19 protein-coding genes are annotated in these 17,740 nt (G+C 47.2%); 6 read left to right on the top strand and 13 right to left on the bottom strand.

The annotated features are described in order from the left end of the window. Positions 1-113: 113 nt before the first annotated feature. The 4 genes from BR62_RS0109460 to ytaF form a co-directional block, all read right to left on the bottom strand. Positions 114-851: a glycerophosphodiester phosphodiesterase gene (locus tag BR62_RS0109460; protein ID WP_032870627.1), complete on the bottom strand. Its 738-nt coding sequence runs from the start codon at positions 849-851 to the stop codon at positions 114-116. Between the two features lie 87 nt (positions 852-938). Continuing rightward, positions 939-1,565: an N-acetylmuramoyl-L-alanine amidase family protein gene (locus BR62_RS0109455; RefSeq protein ID WP_032870625.1), complete on the bottom strand. Its 627-nt coding sequence runs from the start codon at positions 1,563-1,565 to the stop codon at positions 939-941. Between the two features lie 18 nt (positions 1,566-1,583). Beyond that, positions 1,584-1,901 (bottom strand): hypothetical protein, encoded by a 318-nt coding sequence (locus BR62_RS0109450; RefSeq protein WP_032870622.1) that lies wholly within the window; start codon positions 1,899-1,901, stop codon positions 1,584-1,586. Positions 1,902-2,209: 308 nt separating this feature from the next. Further along, positions 2,210-2,833, bottom strand: a complete 624-nt coding sequence (ytaF, locus tag BR62_RS0109445) for a sporulation membrane protein YtaF (RefSeq protein ID WP_007408366.1) — start codon at positions 2,831-2,833, stop codon at positions 2,210-2,212. Between the two features lie 146 nt (positions 2,834-2,979). Between ytaF and BR62_RS0109440 the strand changes: the two genes are divergently transcribed. The 6 genes from BR62_RS0109440 to alr all read left to right on the top strand — a co-directional run bounded on the left by BR62_RS0109440 (position 2,980) and on the right by alr (position 7,293). After that, positions 2,980-3,612: a helix-turn-helix domain-containing protein gene (locus tag BR62_RS0109440; RefSeq protein WP_007408365.1), complete on the top strand. Its 633-nt coding sequence runs from the start codon at positions 2,980-2,982 to the stop codon at positions 3,610-3,612. A gap of 296 nt (positions 3,613-3,908) precedes the next feature. Continuing rightward, a complete protein-coding gene (locus tag BR62_RS19710; RefSeq protein ID WP_162839613.1) occupies positions 3,909-4,046 on the top strand; it encodes a hypothetical protein in 138 nt (45 codons plus the stop codon). A gap of 93 nt (positions 4,047-4,139) precedes the next feature. Next, positions 4,140-5,258 carry an NADH-dependent flavin oxidoreductase gene (locus BR62_RS0109430; protein WP_032863662.1) on the top strand — a complete coding sequence of 373 codons (1,119 nt, stop codon included), beginning with the start codon at positions 4,140-4,142 and terminating at the stop codon, positions 5,256-5,258. 127 nt (positions 5,259-5,385) lie between these two features. Further along, positions 5,386-5,598, top strand: a complete 213-nt coding sequence (locus BR62_RS0109425; RefSeq protein ID WP_007408362.1) for a spore germination protein — start codon at positions 5,386-5,388, stop codon at positions 5,596-5,598. Positions 5,599-5,723: 125 nt separating this feature from the next. Continuing rightward, the gene (locus BR62_RS0109420; RefSeq protein WP_003153181.1) at positions 5,724-5,936 is read left to right on the top strand and encodes a spore germination protein; all 213 of its coding nucleotides are present in this window, start codon (positions 5,724-5,726) and stop codon (positions 5,934-5,936) included. A 175-nt stretch (positions 5,937-6,111) separates the two neighbouring features. Beyond that, a complete protein-coding gene (gene alr / locus BR62_RS0109415; protein WP_032870619.1) occupies positions 6,112-7,293 on the top strand; it encodes an alanine racemase in 1,182 nt (393 codons plus the stop codon). Positions 7,294-7,441: 148 nt separating this feature from the next. Here alr and spo0A read toward each other — a convergent pair whose 3' ends face one another. The 9 genes from spo0A to xseA form a co-directional block, all read right to left on the bottom strand. Continuing rightward, entirely contained in the window at positions 7,442-8,242 is an 801-nt protein-coding gene (gene spo0A, locus BR62_RS0109410; RefSeq protein WP_003153177.1) for a sporulation transcription factor Spo0A, read from the bottom strand. 280 nt (positions 8,243-8,522) lie between these two features. Continuing rightward, entirely contained in the window at positions 8,523-9,803 is a 1,281-nt protein-coding gene (gene spoIVB, locus BR62_RS0109405) for a SpoIVB peptidase (protein ID WP_007408360.1), read from the bottom strand. Positions 9,804-9,966: 163 nt separating this feature from the next. Next, positions 9,967-11,697 carry a DNA repair protein RecN gene (gene recN, locus BR62_RS0109400; protein WP_007408359.1) on the bottom strand — a complete coding sequence of 577 codons (1,731 nt, stop codon included), beginning with the start codon at positions 11,695-11,697 and terminating at the stop codon, positions 9,967-9,969. Positions 11,698-11,728: 31 nt separating this feature from the next. Next, positions 11,729-12,178 carry a transcriptional regulator AhrC/ArgR gene (ahrC, locus tag BR62_RS0109395; protein WP_003153173.1) on the bottom strand — a complete coding sequence of 150 codons (450 nt, stop codon included), beginning with the start codon at positions 12,176-12,178 and terminating at the stop codon, positions 11,729-11,731. 96 nt (positions 12,179-12,274) lie between these two features. Then, positions 12,275-13,120, bottom strand: coding sequence for a TlyA family RNA methyltransferase (locus tag BR62_RS0109390; RefSeq protein WP_007612503.1), 846 nt, complete (start codon positions 13,118-13,120; stop codon positions 12,275-12,277). After that, on the bottom strand, positions 13,117-15,018 hold the full coding sequence (gene dxs, locus BR62_RS0109385; protein ID WP_032870616.1) for a 1-deoxy-D-xylulose-5-phosphate synthase: 1,902 nt from the start codon (positions 15,016-15,018) through the stop codon (positions 13,117-13,119). Before dxs ends, BR62_RS0109390 begins: the two co-directional genes overlap by 4 nt. A 143-nt stretch (positions 15,019-15,161) precedes the next feature. Next, positions 15,162-16,052, bottom strand: coding sequence for a polyprenyl synthetase family protein (locus BR62_RS0109380; RefSeq protein ID WP_012117964.1), 891 nt, complete (start codon positions 16,050-16,052; stop codon positions 15,162-15,164). Next, a complete protein-coding gene (locus BR62_RS0109375) occupies positions 16,042-16,296 on the bottom strand; it encodes an exodeoxyribonuclease VII small subunit (protein WP_007408352.1) in 255 nt (84 codons plus the stop codon). Before BR62_RS0109375 ends, BR62_RS0109380 begins: the two co-directional genes overlap by 11 nt. Then, positions 16,296-17,639, bottom strand: coding sequence for an exodeoxyribonuclease VII large subunit (gene xseA, locus BR62_RS0109370; protein ID WP_007408351.1), 1,344 nt, complete (start codon positions 17,637-17,639; stop codon positions 16,296-16,298). Before xseA ends, BR62_RS0109375 begins: the two co-directional genes overlap by 1 nt. Positions 17,640-17,740 lie beyond the last annotated feature (101 nt).

The raw sequence follows: 17,740 nt of genomic DNA, 5'->3' as shown, positions 1-17,740 counted from the left end.
AAGATAACGCTTACACAAAACGCCCTGTTACAATATATGAACCGGCTGACCGAGTTATGAGTGCACCGTCTTTTTCCCGCCCATAAAAAAAGAAGACTGTCTGAACAGTCTTCTCAGTTGCGGCATTCTTCTTTTATAGAAACAGCCAGCTTTGGATAATCGGTGAAAATTGCGTCTGCTCCCGCTTTCATCAGCTGCTTCATATCCTCAGGACGATTGACGGTGAACGGACGGAGCGCCGCTTGGTGTTTTGCAAGATGTTTGATCACTTCAGCGCTCACCGCCGGCGTACCGAGCTTCGGATGATAACCCGAAGCGGGAATGGCGGCAAGATACCGTTCAGGCCGGTACAGCACATCCATTGTCAGCACCGCCCGTTCAATTTCAGGCGCCAAGGCGTGGCAAACCGCAAGACTCTCATGATTAAATGAAGAAAAAATAACGCGCTTTTCCAGTCCGTAATATCTGACTTTTTTAATCACTTCTTCTTCCATTCCTTCGTAACGGAACACACTGTTTTTCAGCTCAATGTTTATCAGAAAATCAGCACGTTCCGCAAAACGCAGCACATCTGACAAAAGCGGAATTCTGACACCTTTAAAAGCATCTTTCCATTTTCCGGCGGCATCGGCGGTTCTGATTTTGTCATACGCCGTATCTTTCACAAATCCTTTCAAAGACGTCGTGCGGTCGAGGGTTTCATCGTGAATGACCACGATCCGGCCGTCTTTTGTCATCTGTACATCAAGTTCGATTCCGTCAGCCCCGTCCTTAATCGCTTTTTTGAACGCGGGCATCGTATTTTCAGGGCAGTCGCCCGACGCCCCCCGGTGGGCAAAAATATTCGTCATATGTGTCACCTCAGGTGTTTGTCATCGGTTTTCTCTATTATAATCGTTATGCACATAAGGAGGGCGCTATTTACACATATTTTATAATTACCGTCCGCTGTAATAGGTTTCGATTCCGTTTACAACGGCGTCCGCGGCGTGCTCTTGTCCGTTATCGCTTTTCAGCTTGTCCGCATCTTGAGGATTTGTGATAAAACCTAATTCAGCCAGCACACTCGGCATCTTTGAATATGTAATGACATAAAAAGGAGCTTCTTTTACGCCTCTGTCCTTCATCCCTAAAGACGTGACAAGCTGCTGCTGGATGTCGGAAGCAAGCCTTTCGCTGTCTGCTCCTTCATATGTCGAATTAAAATACGTTTCCGTGCCCGATGCCGTTGAGACGGCTGAATTCGTATGGAGGCTGACGAATAAATCGGATTGGCTGGCGCTTGCTTTCGCCACCCGCTCGTCCAAACGTAAAAAAGTATCGTCAATCCTTGAAGCAACAGGTTTTGCGCCTTCTGTCTCCAATTTGGCGATCACCTTGTTTGACACCGCTAAATTGATGTTTTTCTCAAGCAGTCCATTTCCGCCGGCCCCGCTGTCTTCTCCGCCATGTCCGGCATCGATATAAATGGTTTTCCCTTGCAAAGGTTCAGCTGCATAAGCAGACGGCGCAAGCAGAAGAAGAGCGGCACCGAAGGCAGCAGCGCTTTTTGTCAGTAAACCCACGTTTTTTCCTCCCCGTTTTCACATATCTGTTTCTTTTTTCAGTTCCTCAAGCCGTAATTGTCCGTTGCTCTCTTTTTTATAGGTGATTTGCACCGCCGTATGTTCAGGCAGAGACTGACATTCAAACCGCTTAGCGAAAGGCACCTTCACCTCTTGCCTTTCTCCGTCAATTTCGACCGCGATCGTATCGTTTCCGGCCGATTTTATAAATGTTCCTTCCTGTGTAAATGACGGCGCCGCATCAGCCTCCGCGGTATACTCGCAGCCTGATAACAGCCATGCGGTGAAGATCAGAAGTATGACAGACTTCACACAGATCACCTCACGTTTTCTCATTCGGCTTTATCTTTGAACAGAATGACCGATTTGTAAAGGGAGCCTCCATTCCTCCAGCGCTTTTCCATATTTGGAATGAAGGCTATCTGACCTGCTGTTTACCTGAACTTAGAAAGAAAACAAGCTGATCAGTCTATGAAAAAAGTTCTGTCTGAAGGCCGAATATGCAGAATTTAACGGAAACGGACGACTTTCTGTTCATTTTGAAAAAATATCAGATCGGCAAAAAAAGAGAGCCGCGTCATGCGCTCTCCCGAATAGAAACATTCATATTTATTTTGAGCTTTTCATAAAATGAACGGGACAACTTAAAAGAGCAGCGTATTGGCGGCAATGATGAGAATAATCACTCCGCTCAGCACCGTGCTGAACTGTCCGACGTGAAAAGAACCGATGCGCAATGACGCGGCTTTTTTTCCAAGCGAGCAGCCGATCCATATGGTCAAAAAGCTTCCGACCGCCGCAGTGATGGAAATGGCAGCGGGAGAAAGCCCGATCAACCCCGCGCTTAATCCGTTGGTCAGCGCATTTGCGGATACGGCCACCCCGAGAACCATGGATTCCAATATACCGATTTCTCCCGAACCGTCGGCATCCGCTGCCTCCGGATTTTGCAGCAGACCGGCAAAACGGCCTTTTTTTCCTGACGCGCCAACACGCGCTGTTTTTCTCGGCACAGCCAGCAGAATGATGCGGATACCGATGACAGATAAAATAAACGCCGCCAGCAATACAGGAAGAAAGCCCGGTAAAACGGCTGAAATCCATTTGCCGAAATAAATTCCGATATAACTGAATACAAAACAGATAAAAGCGATCATCATATTTGACGCATGCGATATTTTGATTTTTCTGATGCCGTATGACATCCCCACTCCTAAATTATCAATGCTCGAGGACACTGCCAAACCTAAAATCAATAACCAAGCCATGTTCGTTTCTCTCCATTCTTTGATGTCTTTTCAACATGTTGTGCCGTTGAATCTACACTATCCTATTCAGCAGCACAGAAAAGGTACCTTTTCTGCAAAAATTATTGATTAATGATCATCATTCCGGCGGAAACGAGGTGACACCCTTGACAGAAAATAAAAATACGACACTGGGGCCCCTTTTAAAATCACTGCTTGATAAGCACTCGCTCTCCATGAGAAAACTCGGCGCCTTAACAAACATTGATACGGCCACCATCTCCCGGATTATAAACGGCAAGCAGAAGGCCAATTTAAAGCATCTTCAGGAATTTTCAAAACATCTCCGCACCCCGCTGGAGGAATTGCTTGAGGCGTCAGGCATAGACATCGGCCATGAAAAAGAAGCTGCGCCGCAAGACCCGATGCACGCGATTCAGGATATGCTGAATATGGCCGAGATGTTTGATCAGCCTTTTTCCCGGGAGCAAATTGAGCGCGAACTGACCAGATATGAACAATATGCCAAAACCCAGCAGGGCCATCGCCTGATTTGCGATGAGTTTCAAAAGAAAATGGACAATGAAGAAAGCGTCGGCCCTTTTATTGATCATTTGAAAAACATGCATCATCAGTATATGGATGAATCAACACCGGCTGAAGACCGCGCGATTCTCGGGAGCGCGCTGCTGTATTATATTTTAGCGACCGACGTCATTCCGGATTACATGTTTCCGATCGGCTACCTGGATGACGCCATCGCCGTTCAAATCGCTTTGAACCGGCTGAAAAAAAAGTAAAGGCGCTTAAAAAAGCGCCCTTTTTGTGTTGAAAAATATGAAACACCGCATTACGGTTTTGTCAAAACAGAGACAGCTGTCATATGATACATCAACCTAACAAAAAGGAGGGTGTCTTCTATGGACAGCAACACAGTTGTGGCAGTGTGCGCTCTGTTAAGTGTTGTGATTCAGATCGGAACGATATTCGCCGCAGGAAAGTGGAAAAAAGAATAAATAAAAACAAATTGACGGTTTTTTCGCACAAGCGTATGCTTATAAATAACCTTGTAAAAGATAAGAAAGAAGATATGCATATGAAAAAAATCATTCTCCTCTTCGCCGCCGCTGTCATATTCAGCTCGATCGGCCATCAAATTTCAGGAGGATATAAAGATCCTGAAAAGGAACGGAGAAAACCGTTTCATTCGTTTAGATGGTTCAGCCGGTCATAACCTCAGGAAGAAGAACAAGCAAAATAATTGCACACAATTAAAACATAAGCTAGAATACGGACGAGTTAAACTCCTAAGGAAGAAGGCGAAATGATGAAGCAAACTTATAAACCGCTGTTTGAACCTTTTACGTTCGAAAGCGGCGTCACCATACCAAACCGTATTTCAGTCGCACCGATGACACACTATTCATCAAATGATGACGGAACGATTTCCGATCGTGAATTAAGCTACATTACTCCCCGTTCAAAAGAAATGGGCATGGTCATTACGGCATGTGCAAACGTAACGCCAGACGGCAAAGCGTTTCCAGGCCAGCCCGGCATCTATGATGATTCTCACATTCCCGGCTTGAAAAAACTCGCTCAGGCGATCCAGTCTCAAGGAGCGAAAGCCGTTGTGCAGATTCACCACGGAGGATTGGAATGCCCTCCTGAACTCGTGCCAAACAACGACGTCGTCAGTCCGAGCGGCTCAGAAGAAGACGGGAGACAAACGTCCCGGGCTCTCACCGAACAAGAAATTGAGCACATCGTGAAAGCATTCGGCGAAGCGACACGCAGAGCGATTGAAGCCGGCTTTGACGGTGTTGAAATTCACGGGGCAAACGGGTACCTGATTCACCAATTTTATTCACCGAAAACAAACCGGCGCACAGACCGCTGGGGCGGAAGCGATGAAAAGCGCCTTGCGTTCCCGCTTGCAGTCGTTGACGCTGTCAAACAGGCAATTGATACACACGCTGAAAATCCATTCGTTCTCGGCTACCGCCTGTCACCGGAAGAGCCGGAAACACCGGGGCTTACAATGAAAGAAACATTCATGCTCGCTGACGCGCTTGCGGAAGAGAACTTGGATTATCTGCATATTTCACTGATGGATGTCAATTCCAAAGCCCGCCGCGGAGCGGATACTTCACGGACGCGGATGGATTTATTAAACGAACGCGTCGGCCATAAAGTGCCGCTGATGGCCGTCGGTTCCATCTATACCGCGGACGAAGCGCTTGCTGTATTAGAAAGCGGAATTCCGCTGGTGGCTCTGGGACGTGTCATTTTGATTAACCCCGAATGGGCGGTGCTGGTCAAAGAAGGCCGCGAACAGGAAATCGAAAAAGCCATTCAAGCATCTGAAATTGAGAAATACCGACTTCCTGAACCGTTATGGGAAATGATTCAGAATACAGGCGGCTGGGTGCCGTTTGAAAAGTAGACTAAAAAAACTGCCGGATGTCCGGCAGTTTTTTTTGATTTACAAGTTTTTACCGCTTTGTTTACTCCTATTTCTAACACACAGCGTACATATAGTAAATAGATTAATAGAAAGGAGACCGTATATGATGGCTGGTTTTCCTATTACGATTAACAGTCTTTCCGGAAACGGGGTTGTCAATGTCGGCGGTGCGTTTTCGATAAGTCCTTTAACCGTATCAAAAACCGTCTACGGCTCAGGTGGGGGAAATACAGGGATGGTCCTGCAAATGAATCAATCCAGCACATCTCAATCTTCAAGCTCTCAATACTCTGATCAAAATGTAACGAAAACACTATGACATCCGTATTTCCCTCCCTTTCCGGCTGGCAGCAGCCGGATTCTTTTTGCCGTTTTGTTTAATCTTATTCCATATCACAGCGTACATATAGTTAGTAGACTGTGAGAGAAAGGAGAAAAAATAGAATGAGCGGTTGCCCGATTACGATAAACAACGTATCAGGAAACGGAGTTGTCAATGTTGGCGGCGCCATATCCATCAGTCCGCTGACTGCATCAAAAACCGTTTTCGGTGCCGGAGGGGGAAATATCGGCATTGTCATTCAAAACAATGCTGTAAGCCAGTCCAAAATGTTTGAACATCAATTTTCAGATCAGAATATTGTAAAGTCAATTTAAGGGCTGCCAAGCAGCCCTAACTGCATAAATAAAGCAGGCACACTGATTTCCCGAAAACTTGATTTTAAACATCAGCGATCACCTTTCCATGTTTTGAATGATTTCAGTTAAAGATGAATAGAATGCAGATTGAAAGCATGAGTACTGAATCTCATTAAGGAAAGAAGGAATCGTGATGAAAAAACTTTGCCGGGAAGTTTGGATTGAAGTTGACCTTGATGCGATAAAAAAGAATGTACGGGCGATCCGCCGCCATATTCCGAATACGTCTAAAATTATGGCCGTCGTAAAAGCGAACGCTTATGGCCACGGGTCTGTGGAAGTAGCGCGGCAGGCACTGGAAAGCGGGGCGAGCGAGCTCGCTGTCGCAAGTGTCGAAGAGGGAATTGTGTTACGGAGAGCGGGAATTACGGCACCTATTCTTGTGCTCGGCTTCACAGCTCTCAGCTGTGTGAAAAAATCTGCCGTTTGGAACATAACATTATCAGCGTTTCAAGTCAGCTGGATCAAAAAAGCGAATCGGATATTGGAAAAAGAAGCAGATTCGAAACGGCTGTCCATTCATATCAATGTGGATACGGGAATGGGCCGGCTGGGTGTGCGTACGGAAGAAGATCTTTTAGCAGTGGTGAAAGCGCTCAAGTCGAGTACATATCTGTCATGGGATGGCATCTTTACACATTTTTCAACAGCGGATGAACCGGACACTGAGCTGACGATGCTGCAGCACGAAAAGTTTATCAGCTTTCTCCGCTTTTTAAAAAATCAAGACATTACGCTGCCTACCGTGCATATGTGCAATACAGCCGCCGCTATCGCATTCCCGGAATTCAGCGCCGACATGATCCGTTTAGGCATTGGGTTATATGGTTTATATCCGTCCGCCTCGATAAAGGAACTGAACCTCGTGGATCTCACACCCGCACTAAGTTTAAAGGCGCGTATCGCTTATGTGAAAGCCATGGTGACAGATCCCCGGACCGTCAGTTATGGCGCCACATATATCGCCGAACCTGGTGAAATCATCGCGACGATTCCAATCGGCTATGGTGACGGTTACTCCCGCGCCCTGTCCAACCGCGGGTTTATTCTTCACCGCGGCAGACGGGTGCCGGTGACGGGGAGAGTGACAATGGATATGATCATGGTCAGTTTAGGTGAGAATGAGGGCAAACAAGGAGAAGAAGTCGTCATCTACGGCACACAAAAAGGAGCCGAGATTTCCGTTGATGAAATTGCCGAAATGCTCGGTACGATCAGCTACGAAGTCTTAGCTGTGTTAAGCCGCCGCGTCCCCCGCTTTTATTTCAGAGACGGCAAAATCATTAAAATATCAGCTCCGGTATTATACGTGTAGACGGCATAGATCCCGCATTTATGTATAGAACAAGTACCGGCGTGGGTGATTTCCATTGTTTTCGCCAGCAAAATTTCAAAACGCCTTCTCTTCCGCGTTCATGCACGGAATAGAAGGCGCGAAAAAGACATCTAGCCAAAAGCTTGCGTTACGAAGCTTTATGCTCTAATCTCAGCTTGTCAGCAACCATCGCGATGAATTCCGAGTTGGTTGGCTTTGCTTTTGTCATGCTTACCGTATATCCGAACAGTGAAGAAATGGAATCAATATTTCCCCTGCTCCATGCGACTTCAATGGCGTGGCGGATGGCCCGTTCTACACGGCTTGCAGTCGTGTTGAATTTTTTGGCGATGTCGGGATAAAGGACTTTTGTGATGCTGCCGAGGAGTTCAATATCGTTATACACCATGGAAATGGCTTCACGCAAATAAAGATAGCCTTTGATATGGGCAGGCACACCGATCTCATGGATAATGCTTGTAATGCTGGCATCGAGATTTTTCCGCTTCGGCTCAGGCTGGCTGCGGATAATGCTGCTTTGCGCAGACGGCGCACGGTGTGTGACACTGCTGACATTTCCGCTTACCTGGCGGATATGGCCGACAAGGTTTTCCATATCAAACGGCTTCAGGATGAAATAGGACGCGCCTAAATCGACGGCTTTTTTCGTAACGTCTTCCTGACCGAATGCCGTCAGCATGATGACGTTCGGCTGCTTCTCGAGCTCTGATTCCCGCAGACGCTCCAAAACCGCAAGTCCGTCCAGATGCGGCATGATAATGTCTAAAACGAGCACATCTGGATTCTTATCTTTAAACAAAGAAAGACATTCCTGTCCGTTATAAGCAACGCCGATCACTTCCATATCATCCTGTCCCTCTATATATTCACTCAACAGGCTTACAAGCTCTCGATTATCATCAGCAACACAAACTTTAATTTTCTCCACGTTTCTTCCTCCCCCAATGTATTAACAGGACGCAACCCATTTGACTGCTACATGTTACATTCGACAAAACCACTACTTCCCCTTTTAAAAAATCCATATTTACCAATAATAGTGGTATATCTTTGTTTTTCTAGCATTTTCTAGGTTTTTCGACTAAAAATTAAGTTTGACAAATCAGGAAACGTGAATTTGTCGAAAAATCTTCATGTCTTATTTTACATGAATCCAGGAAAGAAGTGAAGAACGCATCACATAAAAAAACTGCCGGATCATCCGGCAGTCAGCTTGCTTTGTCTTTCCCGTAAACATCAACACCCGCTTCAGACAGCATCCATTCGATATGAACGCCGTAGCCGCTTGTCGGATCATTGACAAATACGTGGGTTACGGCTCCGACGACCTTTCCGTTCTGGATGATCGGGCTTCCGCTCATCCCCTGAACGATTCCGCCGGTTCTTTTCAGCAGTTTCGGATCTGTCACTTTCAACACCATTCCCTTTGTCGCCGGGAATTTTTGCGGCGTGGTGCTGACGATTTCAATATCAAATTTCTCTACTTTATCGTTTTCGATAACCGTCAGCATTTGCGCAGGTCCTTTTTTTACTTCATTTGACAAAGCAATCGGAAGCGCTTTGTCGGAAATGTTGTTTTTAATCGGCTGATGCAGTGTCCCGAAGATGCCGAACGGGCTGTTGCGGTTAATATCGCCGATCGTTTTCCGTTCTGACGAAAACCTTGCCAGTTTTTCGCCTGGATTGCCGCCTTTTCCTTTTTCAATCGATGTTACAGTTGAACGGACGATTTCTCCGTCTTCTACAACAATCGGTTTTTTTGTATCCATATCAGAGATGACGTGGCCCAATGCGCCGTATTTTTTTGTTTTCGGTTCAAAAAATGTCATGGTGCCGATGCCGGCTGCCGAATCGCGGATATAAAGGCCGATTCGATATTTCCCCTCGGCTTCGTCCTTTGTCGGAATCAGCTTTGTTTTGATTTTTTGCTTATCGCGTTTCACCAATAAATCCAAAGATTCACCGGTTTTGCCCGCTTTTTGAATAAACGGGGCGATGTCGCTCATTTTTTCAATTTTATGTCCGTTCATTTTAATAATGATGTCGCCAGATTCAATTCCCGCTTGTTCTCCCGGAGACTTTTTTCCATCCTTTGTCATCACCTGGTGAAAACCGACGACCAAAACACCGACTGAATGCAGTTTTACACCGATGGACTGTCCGCCCGGAATGACCTTCAATTCTGGAAGGACACGCACTTTCGTTTTTTTAATGGGAAATCCGGCAAGATCATATACTACTTCTGACCGGCCTTGTGTTTGCCCTGTTATGTTTGCATGGCCGTGCTCTTCTTTCAGCGTAAAGGCTTCTGATAATTCGCCCTTTTCAGCGCTTATTGATGCATTGACCGGAACGGCCTGTGTCTGGTTTTCAAAGACGCTCATTTCTGATGGTATCAGTAAATATTCTTTAAATGGCTTAAAAAAGCCTACACTTAGTAAAGAAACAAGGAGAATTACACCTATTGCTTTCCTCATGTTATCGTGCATTCATTCCTTCACTCTCCTCGCTCCTATCCCACACCACTTTCTTTTTCTGCTACATCTATACTTTTGCCTTCCTGCGCTTGATTTATAACCGGCATACGAAGAAAAACATTGGATACACTGTTAGAGAAATGGAACAAAAAAATAAGCTGCCTGTATCAGCAGCTTATCCTGTCGTTTTTACCTGTCCGGCCTGTTTTAAAAGCTCTTGTGCATGCCGTTTTGTCAGATCGGTCACTTCGACGCCCGCAATCATGCGGCCGATTTCCGCTACCTTGTCCTGTTTGGAAAGCGGCGTGACATGCGTTGTCGTCCGGCCGTCTTTGAATTCTTTTGCGATTAGAAGGTGCGTATCCGCCATAGCTGCAACCTGCGGCAGGTGTGTAATGCAGAGCACCTGTGAACCGGTCGATACTTTATGGATTTTTTCCGCGATGGCTTGGGCAACCCGCCCGCTTACACCGGTGTCCACTTCGTCAAAGATGATGGAGGTGACATCCTGCTGGGAAGAAAAAATACTCTTCATCGCCAGCATCACCCTTGAAAGCTCGCCTCCGGAAGCGACCTTTGACAGCGGTTTTAAAGGCTCACCGGTGTTTGTTGAAATTAAAAACTTCACAAGGTCAATCCCCTTTTGGGTAAGCTGCACGGGCTGCCCGTTAACAACCGGTGCTTCACTGGCTGACGGATCGGTTTTCACGAGAAATTCCGTATCAAACGTTGATTTGCCCATATACAGACTTTTTAATTCCTGATGAATCGCTTCCGCCAGTTTCTTAGCCCAAGCTTTTCTGATTTTTGATAAATTGGCGGCTTCTACGGCCACATCTTTGCCGACCGACTCCAATTCCTTCTTCAGCGCTTCAAGGTGGCTGTCGCGGTTCTCGATTTGATCGATTTCCTCTTCTATTTTGGAGCCGTATTCCAAAATGTCTTCTACCGTCGCTCCGTATTTGCGCTTCAGCTGTTTAATTTCGTTTAAACGGGTTTCAATAAAATTCAGCCGTTCCGGGTCATATTCCAGATCATCTAACAGATTGCGCATCTGAAAGGTTGCATCCTCCAGCAGATAATAGGAACTTGACACACTTTCTGACAGCTTTTGCAGCGGTTCATTGATATCCGAAATATCTTCAAGCTGGGCAGAGGCCATTCCGACCCAGTCAAGCCCCCCCTGCTCGCTGCGGAGCGCATTATAGGCGTTTTGCAATGATTCATAAATTTTTTCAAAATTGGATATCTGCTTCCGTTCTTCCTGAAGAAGCTCGTCTTCATTCAATTCAAGCTTCGCCGACTCGATTTCTTCAAGCTGAAATTGAATCAGGTCTAGCCGATGCGCCATTTCCTGCTCGCTTTCTGACAGCTTCTTCACTTTTTTGAGCAGCTTCATATAACGCTCATAGCCTTCATGGTAAGCCTGAAGCGCGGATTCGGCCTCAGCGCCCGCAAACCTGTCCAACAGCTCTAAGTGTTTATCGTCCTCCATTAACAGCTGGTTATCATGCTGTCCGTGAATATCTAATAAAAGTCTGCCGATCTCCCTTAAAGCCGCAATCGTCACTAATTTTCCGTTGACACGGCAGACGCTTTTTCCTCCGGCATTAATGTCCCTTCTCATGACAATCATGTCGTCAGATGCGTCTATTCCCTGCTCACGGCATACTTCAAAAACGGGATGACCGCTGTCCAAAAGAAACAGTCCTTCAAGCTCGGCCTTTGTTTCACCGTAACGGACAAATTCAGACGAACCGCGGCCGCCGACTAATAGGGAAACGGCGTCTATAATAATTGACTTGCCGGCCCCTGTTTCTCCCGTCAGGACGGTGAGCCCCCGTTCAAACGAAATCGTCAGTTCCTCTATAATGGCAAAGTTTTTTATTGATAGTTCAGCTAACAAACAGCATTCCACCTTTTATCTGATAATTACGCTACAGCAGCTCCAAAAGACGGCTTTGAACGCCCTCCGTATCTTCAGGCGTCCTGCAGATGATTAAGATCGTGTCATCTCCGCAAATCGTGCCCATGATTTCTTCCCATTCGAGATTATCCATCAGAGCGCCGATTGCCTGAGCATTCCCCGGCATCGTTTTTAATACGATCATATGGCTTGCTGAGTCAATTTTTACGAACGCATCCATTAATGAACGCTTCAGTTTTGACAGCGGATTGAACCGCTGATCCGCCGGCAGGCTGTATTTGTAGGAGCCGTTGTTTGTCGGCACCTTTACGAGATGCAGCTCTTTAATGTCTCTGGAGACAGTCGCCTGAGTTACCTTATATCCTTCTTCTCTCAGCATGTCAACTAAGTCATCCTGCGTTTCAATCTCATGGCTTGTAATAAGCTCTCTGATTTTTATATGCCTTTGGCCTTTTGTCATGTAAGCACCTCTGTTTTCAAGCTGTTCTTGTCATTATGTTAACCGCTTCTTGATAAAAAGTACATGATGGCAGAAAAAAGGAATAATAGCCCCCTATTATTCCGGTACATCTGTCTTTTTGGCTTTTAATGTCTCATGTGCTTCGCGGACGGTACGGAGAATGTCTTCTTCCGGCAGTTCAGCGCCGTTTCCGTCTTCTCCGCCCCATTCCAAATGAAGCAGAAACTCAATATTGCCGTCTCCCCCTGTAATCGGTGAGAAGGACAGTCCTTTCACTGTATATCCTTCAGAAGCGGCAAATTGATTCATGCGGCGGAGAACGTCAGTATGAACACCGGGATCTCTGACAATGCCTTTTTTTCCGACGGATTCCCGTCCGGCTTCAAATTGCGGCTTCACCAGTGCGATACAATCGCTCCCCGGTACAAGCAGCGTTTTTAAAACCGGCAGAATGAGGCGGAGTGAGATGAAAGAAACATCGATTGTCGCAAATTCCGGCAAACCCTCTGTGAAATCGGAAGGCTCGGAATAGCGGAAATTCGTCCGTTCCATGACGACGACCCTCTCGTCCTGTCTGAGCTTCCAAGCAAGCTGATTATAGCCGACATCCACTGCGTAGGACCGCTCGGCTCCGTTTTGGAGGGCGCAATCCGTGAATCCCCCTGTAGACGAGCCGATGTCAATCATCGTTTTTCCTTTTACCGAGACGGGAAACACTTCCAGAGCTTTTTCAAGCTTTAATCCGCCTCTGCTGACGTATTTAAGAGGGTTTCCTTTTACCGTTAACGGAAGATCCCGGGCGATTTTTTCACCCGGTTTGTCCAATCGGTTTTCATTTGAGTATACGATGCCCGCCATAATGGCGCGTTTCGCTTTTTCCCGCGTTTCCGCAAGGCCTTTTTCTACAAGAAGTACATCTAATCGTTCTTTTTTTGCTGTCATGATCCAATTCCTTTATGTGTCTTCGGCGGCATCAGCAGTTTGATCCGGTTCATAACCTCAACCTTCGTGAGACCGATTTCTTCAAGCAGGGCGGTTACGCTGCCGTGTTCAATAAACCGGTCTGGGATGCCCATTCTGTCAATCGGTGTATGATACATGCCGAGGTCATGAGCGTATTCAAGAATCGTGCTGCCGAATCCGCCTTCAAGCACGGCTTCTTCTATCGTTAAAATCGGCAGACCTTCATTAAGAATGGCCTTCATCATTTGTTTATCAATCGGTTTTATGAACCGCGCATTCACGACACGCACGGACAGGCCTTCTTTTTGCAGTTCTTCAGCCGCTTCCAGCGCCATTTCAATGGTCGTACCGAATGTTAAAATGACCGCGTCTTTTCCGGGACGGAGCACTTCCCATGTTCCGATCGGAATGGTTTTCAGCTCTTTATCCATCTTTACGCCGAGCCCGTTCCCGCGCGGGAAGCGCATCGCGATCGGACCCTCCTCATAATTAAGGGCTGTATTGACCATATGGCGGCCTTCATTTTCATCCTTCGGCATCATTAAAACGAGGTTTGGTATATGCCGCAAAAAGGCGATGTCAAAGACGCCTTGATGCGTCTCCCCGTCAGCGCCGACCAAACCGGCGCGGTCAATGCCGATAAACACATTCGCGTTTTGACGGCAGATGTCATGGACGACCTGATCGTACGCCCGCTGCAAAAAGGTCGAATAAATCGCAAGAAACGGCTTCATGCCTTGGAGCGCCATTCCAGCCGCCATCGTCGCCGCATGCTGTTCTGCGATTCCGACATCAAACATGCGTTCAGGGAATTCTTTAGCAAACCCTTCCAGTTTGGAGCCGACCGGCATGGCCGGTGTAATGGCGACAATTCTGTCATCCTCACGTGCCAGCTCCTGCACGGTGCCGCTGACAAGTCCGCTCCATGAAGGCGCCGCGGCTTTCGGCTTGACGAAATCACCCGTATTGATTTTATACGGACCCGTTCCGTGCCATGTGCCGATTGTGTCGGTCTCAGCCGGTTTATAGCCTTTGCCCTTTTTCGTGATGACATGTAACAGGACAGGGCCTTTCGTTTTTTTGGCGTATTGCAGGTTTTCAAACAGTTCGTGGTAGGAATGACCGTCAACCGGGCCTAAATACGTAAAGCCCAGCTCTTCAAAAAACATGCCTGACACAAGCATATATTTCAAACTGTCTTTTATCCGTTCAGCTGTGGCGGCCAATTTTCCGCCGACGGCCGGGATGCGCTTAAATAAATATTCAAGCTCGTCTTTTACCCATTGATATTTGCCGGCCGTGCGAAGCCGTCCCAGCATAGAATGAATCGCCCCGACATTCGGCGCAATGCTCATCTCATTATCATTCAGGATGACGATCATGTCTTTCTTCTCATCACCGATATGGTTCAGCGCTTCAAGCGCCATTCCTCCGGTTAAAGCGCCGTCTCCGATAATCGGGATGATATATTCTTTCGATCCTTTAATATCACGGGCGGCAGCCATTCCCATCGCGCCTGAGAGCGAGGTTGAGCTGTGGCCTGTTTCCCATACGTCATGTTCGCTTTCGCTGCGTTTCGGGAAACCGCAAAGCCCTTTATATTGGCGCAAGGTTTCAAACTCCTTGCCGCGTCCGGTTAACAGTTTATGAACATAGGACTGATGTCCGACATCCCATAAAAATTTATCTTTCGGACTGTCAAATTCTTTGTGAAGCGCAATTGTCAGCTCGACAACCCCGAGGTTCGGCCCGATATGGCCGCCAGAGGCAGACAGCGATGTGATGAGGAAATTGCGGATCTCCTCACTCAGCTCTTCCAGCTGTTCAATTGACATCTTTTTAAGAAATGACGGGTCCTGTATTGATAAAAGATCCAAAGCGGATCAACTCACTTTCAGCATGAATTTCTGCAAATTAAACAGTGTCTTTTTGAAAAAAGAAAAAGACTCCCTTTGTATTTTCATCGAAACTGCTTACATTTTACCATAGGAGCGGCAGCCCCTTCAAATCAGGACCGTTTTTAATGATCTCTCGCCGCGATTAAATCACAGAGGTCATGCAGCAGTTCTTTCTGAAGAGAAAGGCCGCTGATGATCTGTTTCGCCTCGCTGATATGATACGCAAGCTTTTCTTTCGCGCCTTCAAGCGTTAAAAGCGACGGATACGTTGATTTTTCATTCGACGAGTCTGAGCCGACCGGTTTGCCGATCTTCTCCTCATGCCCTTCAATATCAAGGATGTCGTCTCTGATTTGAAATCCGATGCCGATATGGCTGCTGAACAAACGGAGCTTTTCGACTTCATCCTCCGGCGCATCTGCCAAAATGGCGCCCGCCGTCACGGAAAAACCGAGGAGCTTGGCCGTTTTCCGCTCGTGGATGGATTCCAGCTCCTCAAGCGTTATCCGCTTTTGTTCCGCTTCCATGTCGGCAGCCTGTCCGCCGACCATTCCTTCCGTTCCCGCCGCGCTGATCAGCTCATCGACGAGACGGAGCCGTTTTTCTGCTGAAACCGCCTCAGACACATGAGATGTGATCAATTTAAAGCTTTCTGTCAGAAGCCCGTCTCCGGCCAATACGGCTGCCGCTTCTCCGAAGACTTTATGGTTTGTGGGCTTTCCCCGGCGCAGATCATCATCGTCCATGCAAGGCAGATCATCATGGATTAAAGAATACGTATGAATCATTTCGACAGCGCATCCGACCGGAATCCCGTCTTTTTCATCTTTTCCGTAAGCATTCAGAACGGCTAAGACGACGAGGGGGCGCAGCCTCTTTCCGCCCGCTTCCAAAGAATACAGCATAGATTTTTTGAGGGTTTCCGGCATCGCAAGCCGTTCTGTATACAAAGAAAGCTGCTGTTCAATCAGTTGTTTGCGCGATGCTAAAAATGCGTCCAGTTTATTTGTCACCTTCGTCTTCCTCCTGAACGCTGAAAGGTGCAAGTTCGCCGTTATCTTTTAAAATAAAGTCCATTTGCTTTTCGACATGCTGAAGCTTTTCATGGCACATTTTTGAAAGGGCCATCCCTTCCTGAAAATAATTAATCGCCTGCTCCAGCGGCACGTCTCCTTCTTCAAGCTTTGCCACAATGCCTTCAAGGCCTTTCATCGCCTCTTCAAATGTCAGCTCTTCACTTTTTTTGGTTTCTGTCATTATCGTTCGCCTCTCTTTTGCAATACTTCACACGTCAGAACGCCGTCTGTCATCTTTACTTCAAGCGTATCATTTTGTTCCACTTGATCAACGCTTTTGATCAGCTCTTTGTCTTTATAGGCCAGGCTGTATCCTCTCTCCATCACCTGAAGGGGACTTAATGCATTCAGTTTACCAAGAACCGTCTGAAACTGCGAATGAAGCTGCTTCAACTGGACATTCATGCTTCGGGCGAGCTGATTTGAGCGCTCCTCGTACCGTTTTTTCGCCTGTTTCAGCTGGGTTTCAGGGTGGAGCGCCGTTAATCTGTACGTATTCCGCTCCAGCTGCCTTTGTTTCCTGTCCGTAAGCCCTGTGAGCTGTGATTGGAACTGCTGATACAAAAGGTCAAACTGCTGTTCTTTTTGGGTATACAATCGTTTCGGAAAACGGAACGCGTAGGATGACTGGAGCGATTGAACCCGTTCTTTTTTCTTGCTGATATGCTGCTGCATCGCTCTTGTCAGGCGGACTTCCGCCGTTTTTGTCCGTTCCATTAAGTCCGTCGTGTGGGGGACGGCGATTTCTGCCGCTCCTGTCGGCGTTGCCGCCCGGATATCCGCGACGAAATCACTGATTGTAAAATCTGTTTCATGTCCGACGGCTGATATAATCGGAATGGCGGAAGCAAAAATCGCCCGGGCCACGATTTCTTCGTTAAATGCCCACAATTCTTCGATCGAGCCCCCTCCTCTTCCGACGATCAGGACGTCACACATTTTTTGTGCATTGGCTTCTTCAATGCGCTTCACAATCGATCTGCTGGCATTTTCACCTTGAACGAGCGCGGGAAGCACAATGACTTTCACAAGGGGGTATCTTCTTTTGAGTGTGGTAATGACGTCTCTGACGGCTGCTCCCGTCGGTGACGTGACGACCCCGATCGTGGCCGGAAAAGCGGGGATGGCCTGCTTATGCCGGTCATCAAACAACCCTTCGCCGGCAAGTTTTTTCTTTAATTCTTCATATGCTAAGTAGAGCGCCCCCACACCGTCCGGCTGCATTTCTTTCGCGTACAGCTGATAGCTTCCGCTCGGTTCATAGACGGAGATGCCGCCTCTTACGATGACCTTCATTCCGTCTTCTGGCTTAAACGCAAGCCTCGAACTTTGCCTCTGAAACATGACGGCCTGCATGCGGGCATGCTCATCTTTTAATGTAAAATAGATGTGGCCTCTCGTATGAATTTTAACATTGGAGAGCTCACCCTTAATCCAAATGTCTTCAAGATGAGGGTCCACATCGAATTTTCGTTTAATGTATTTGGTCAGCGCGGAAACCGTGACATATGCCGCTTCACTCACATCCTGCACTCCTTTCATAAAGGCTTTTTGCCCTAAACTAAGAAAACCCGCTCTGGCTGAAAGGAGCCTTAAGAAGCGGGTATCGTGCTCATTGTCACAAT

This window comes from Bacillus sp. UNC69MF (assembly GCF_000746035.1).
Lineage (GTDB): Bacteria > Bacillota > Bacilli > Bacillales > Bacillaceae > Bacillus > Bacillus velezensis.
Note: the sequence above shows the minus strand (reverse complement) of the source record. Positions and strands in the feature narration are given on the sequence as shown.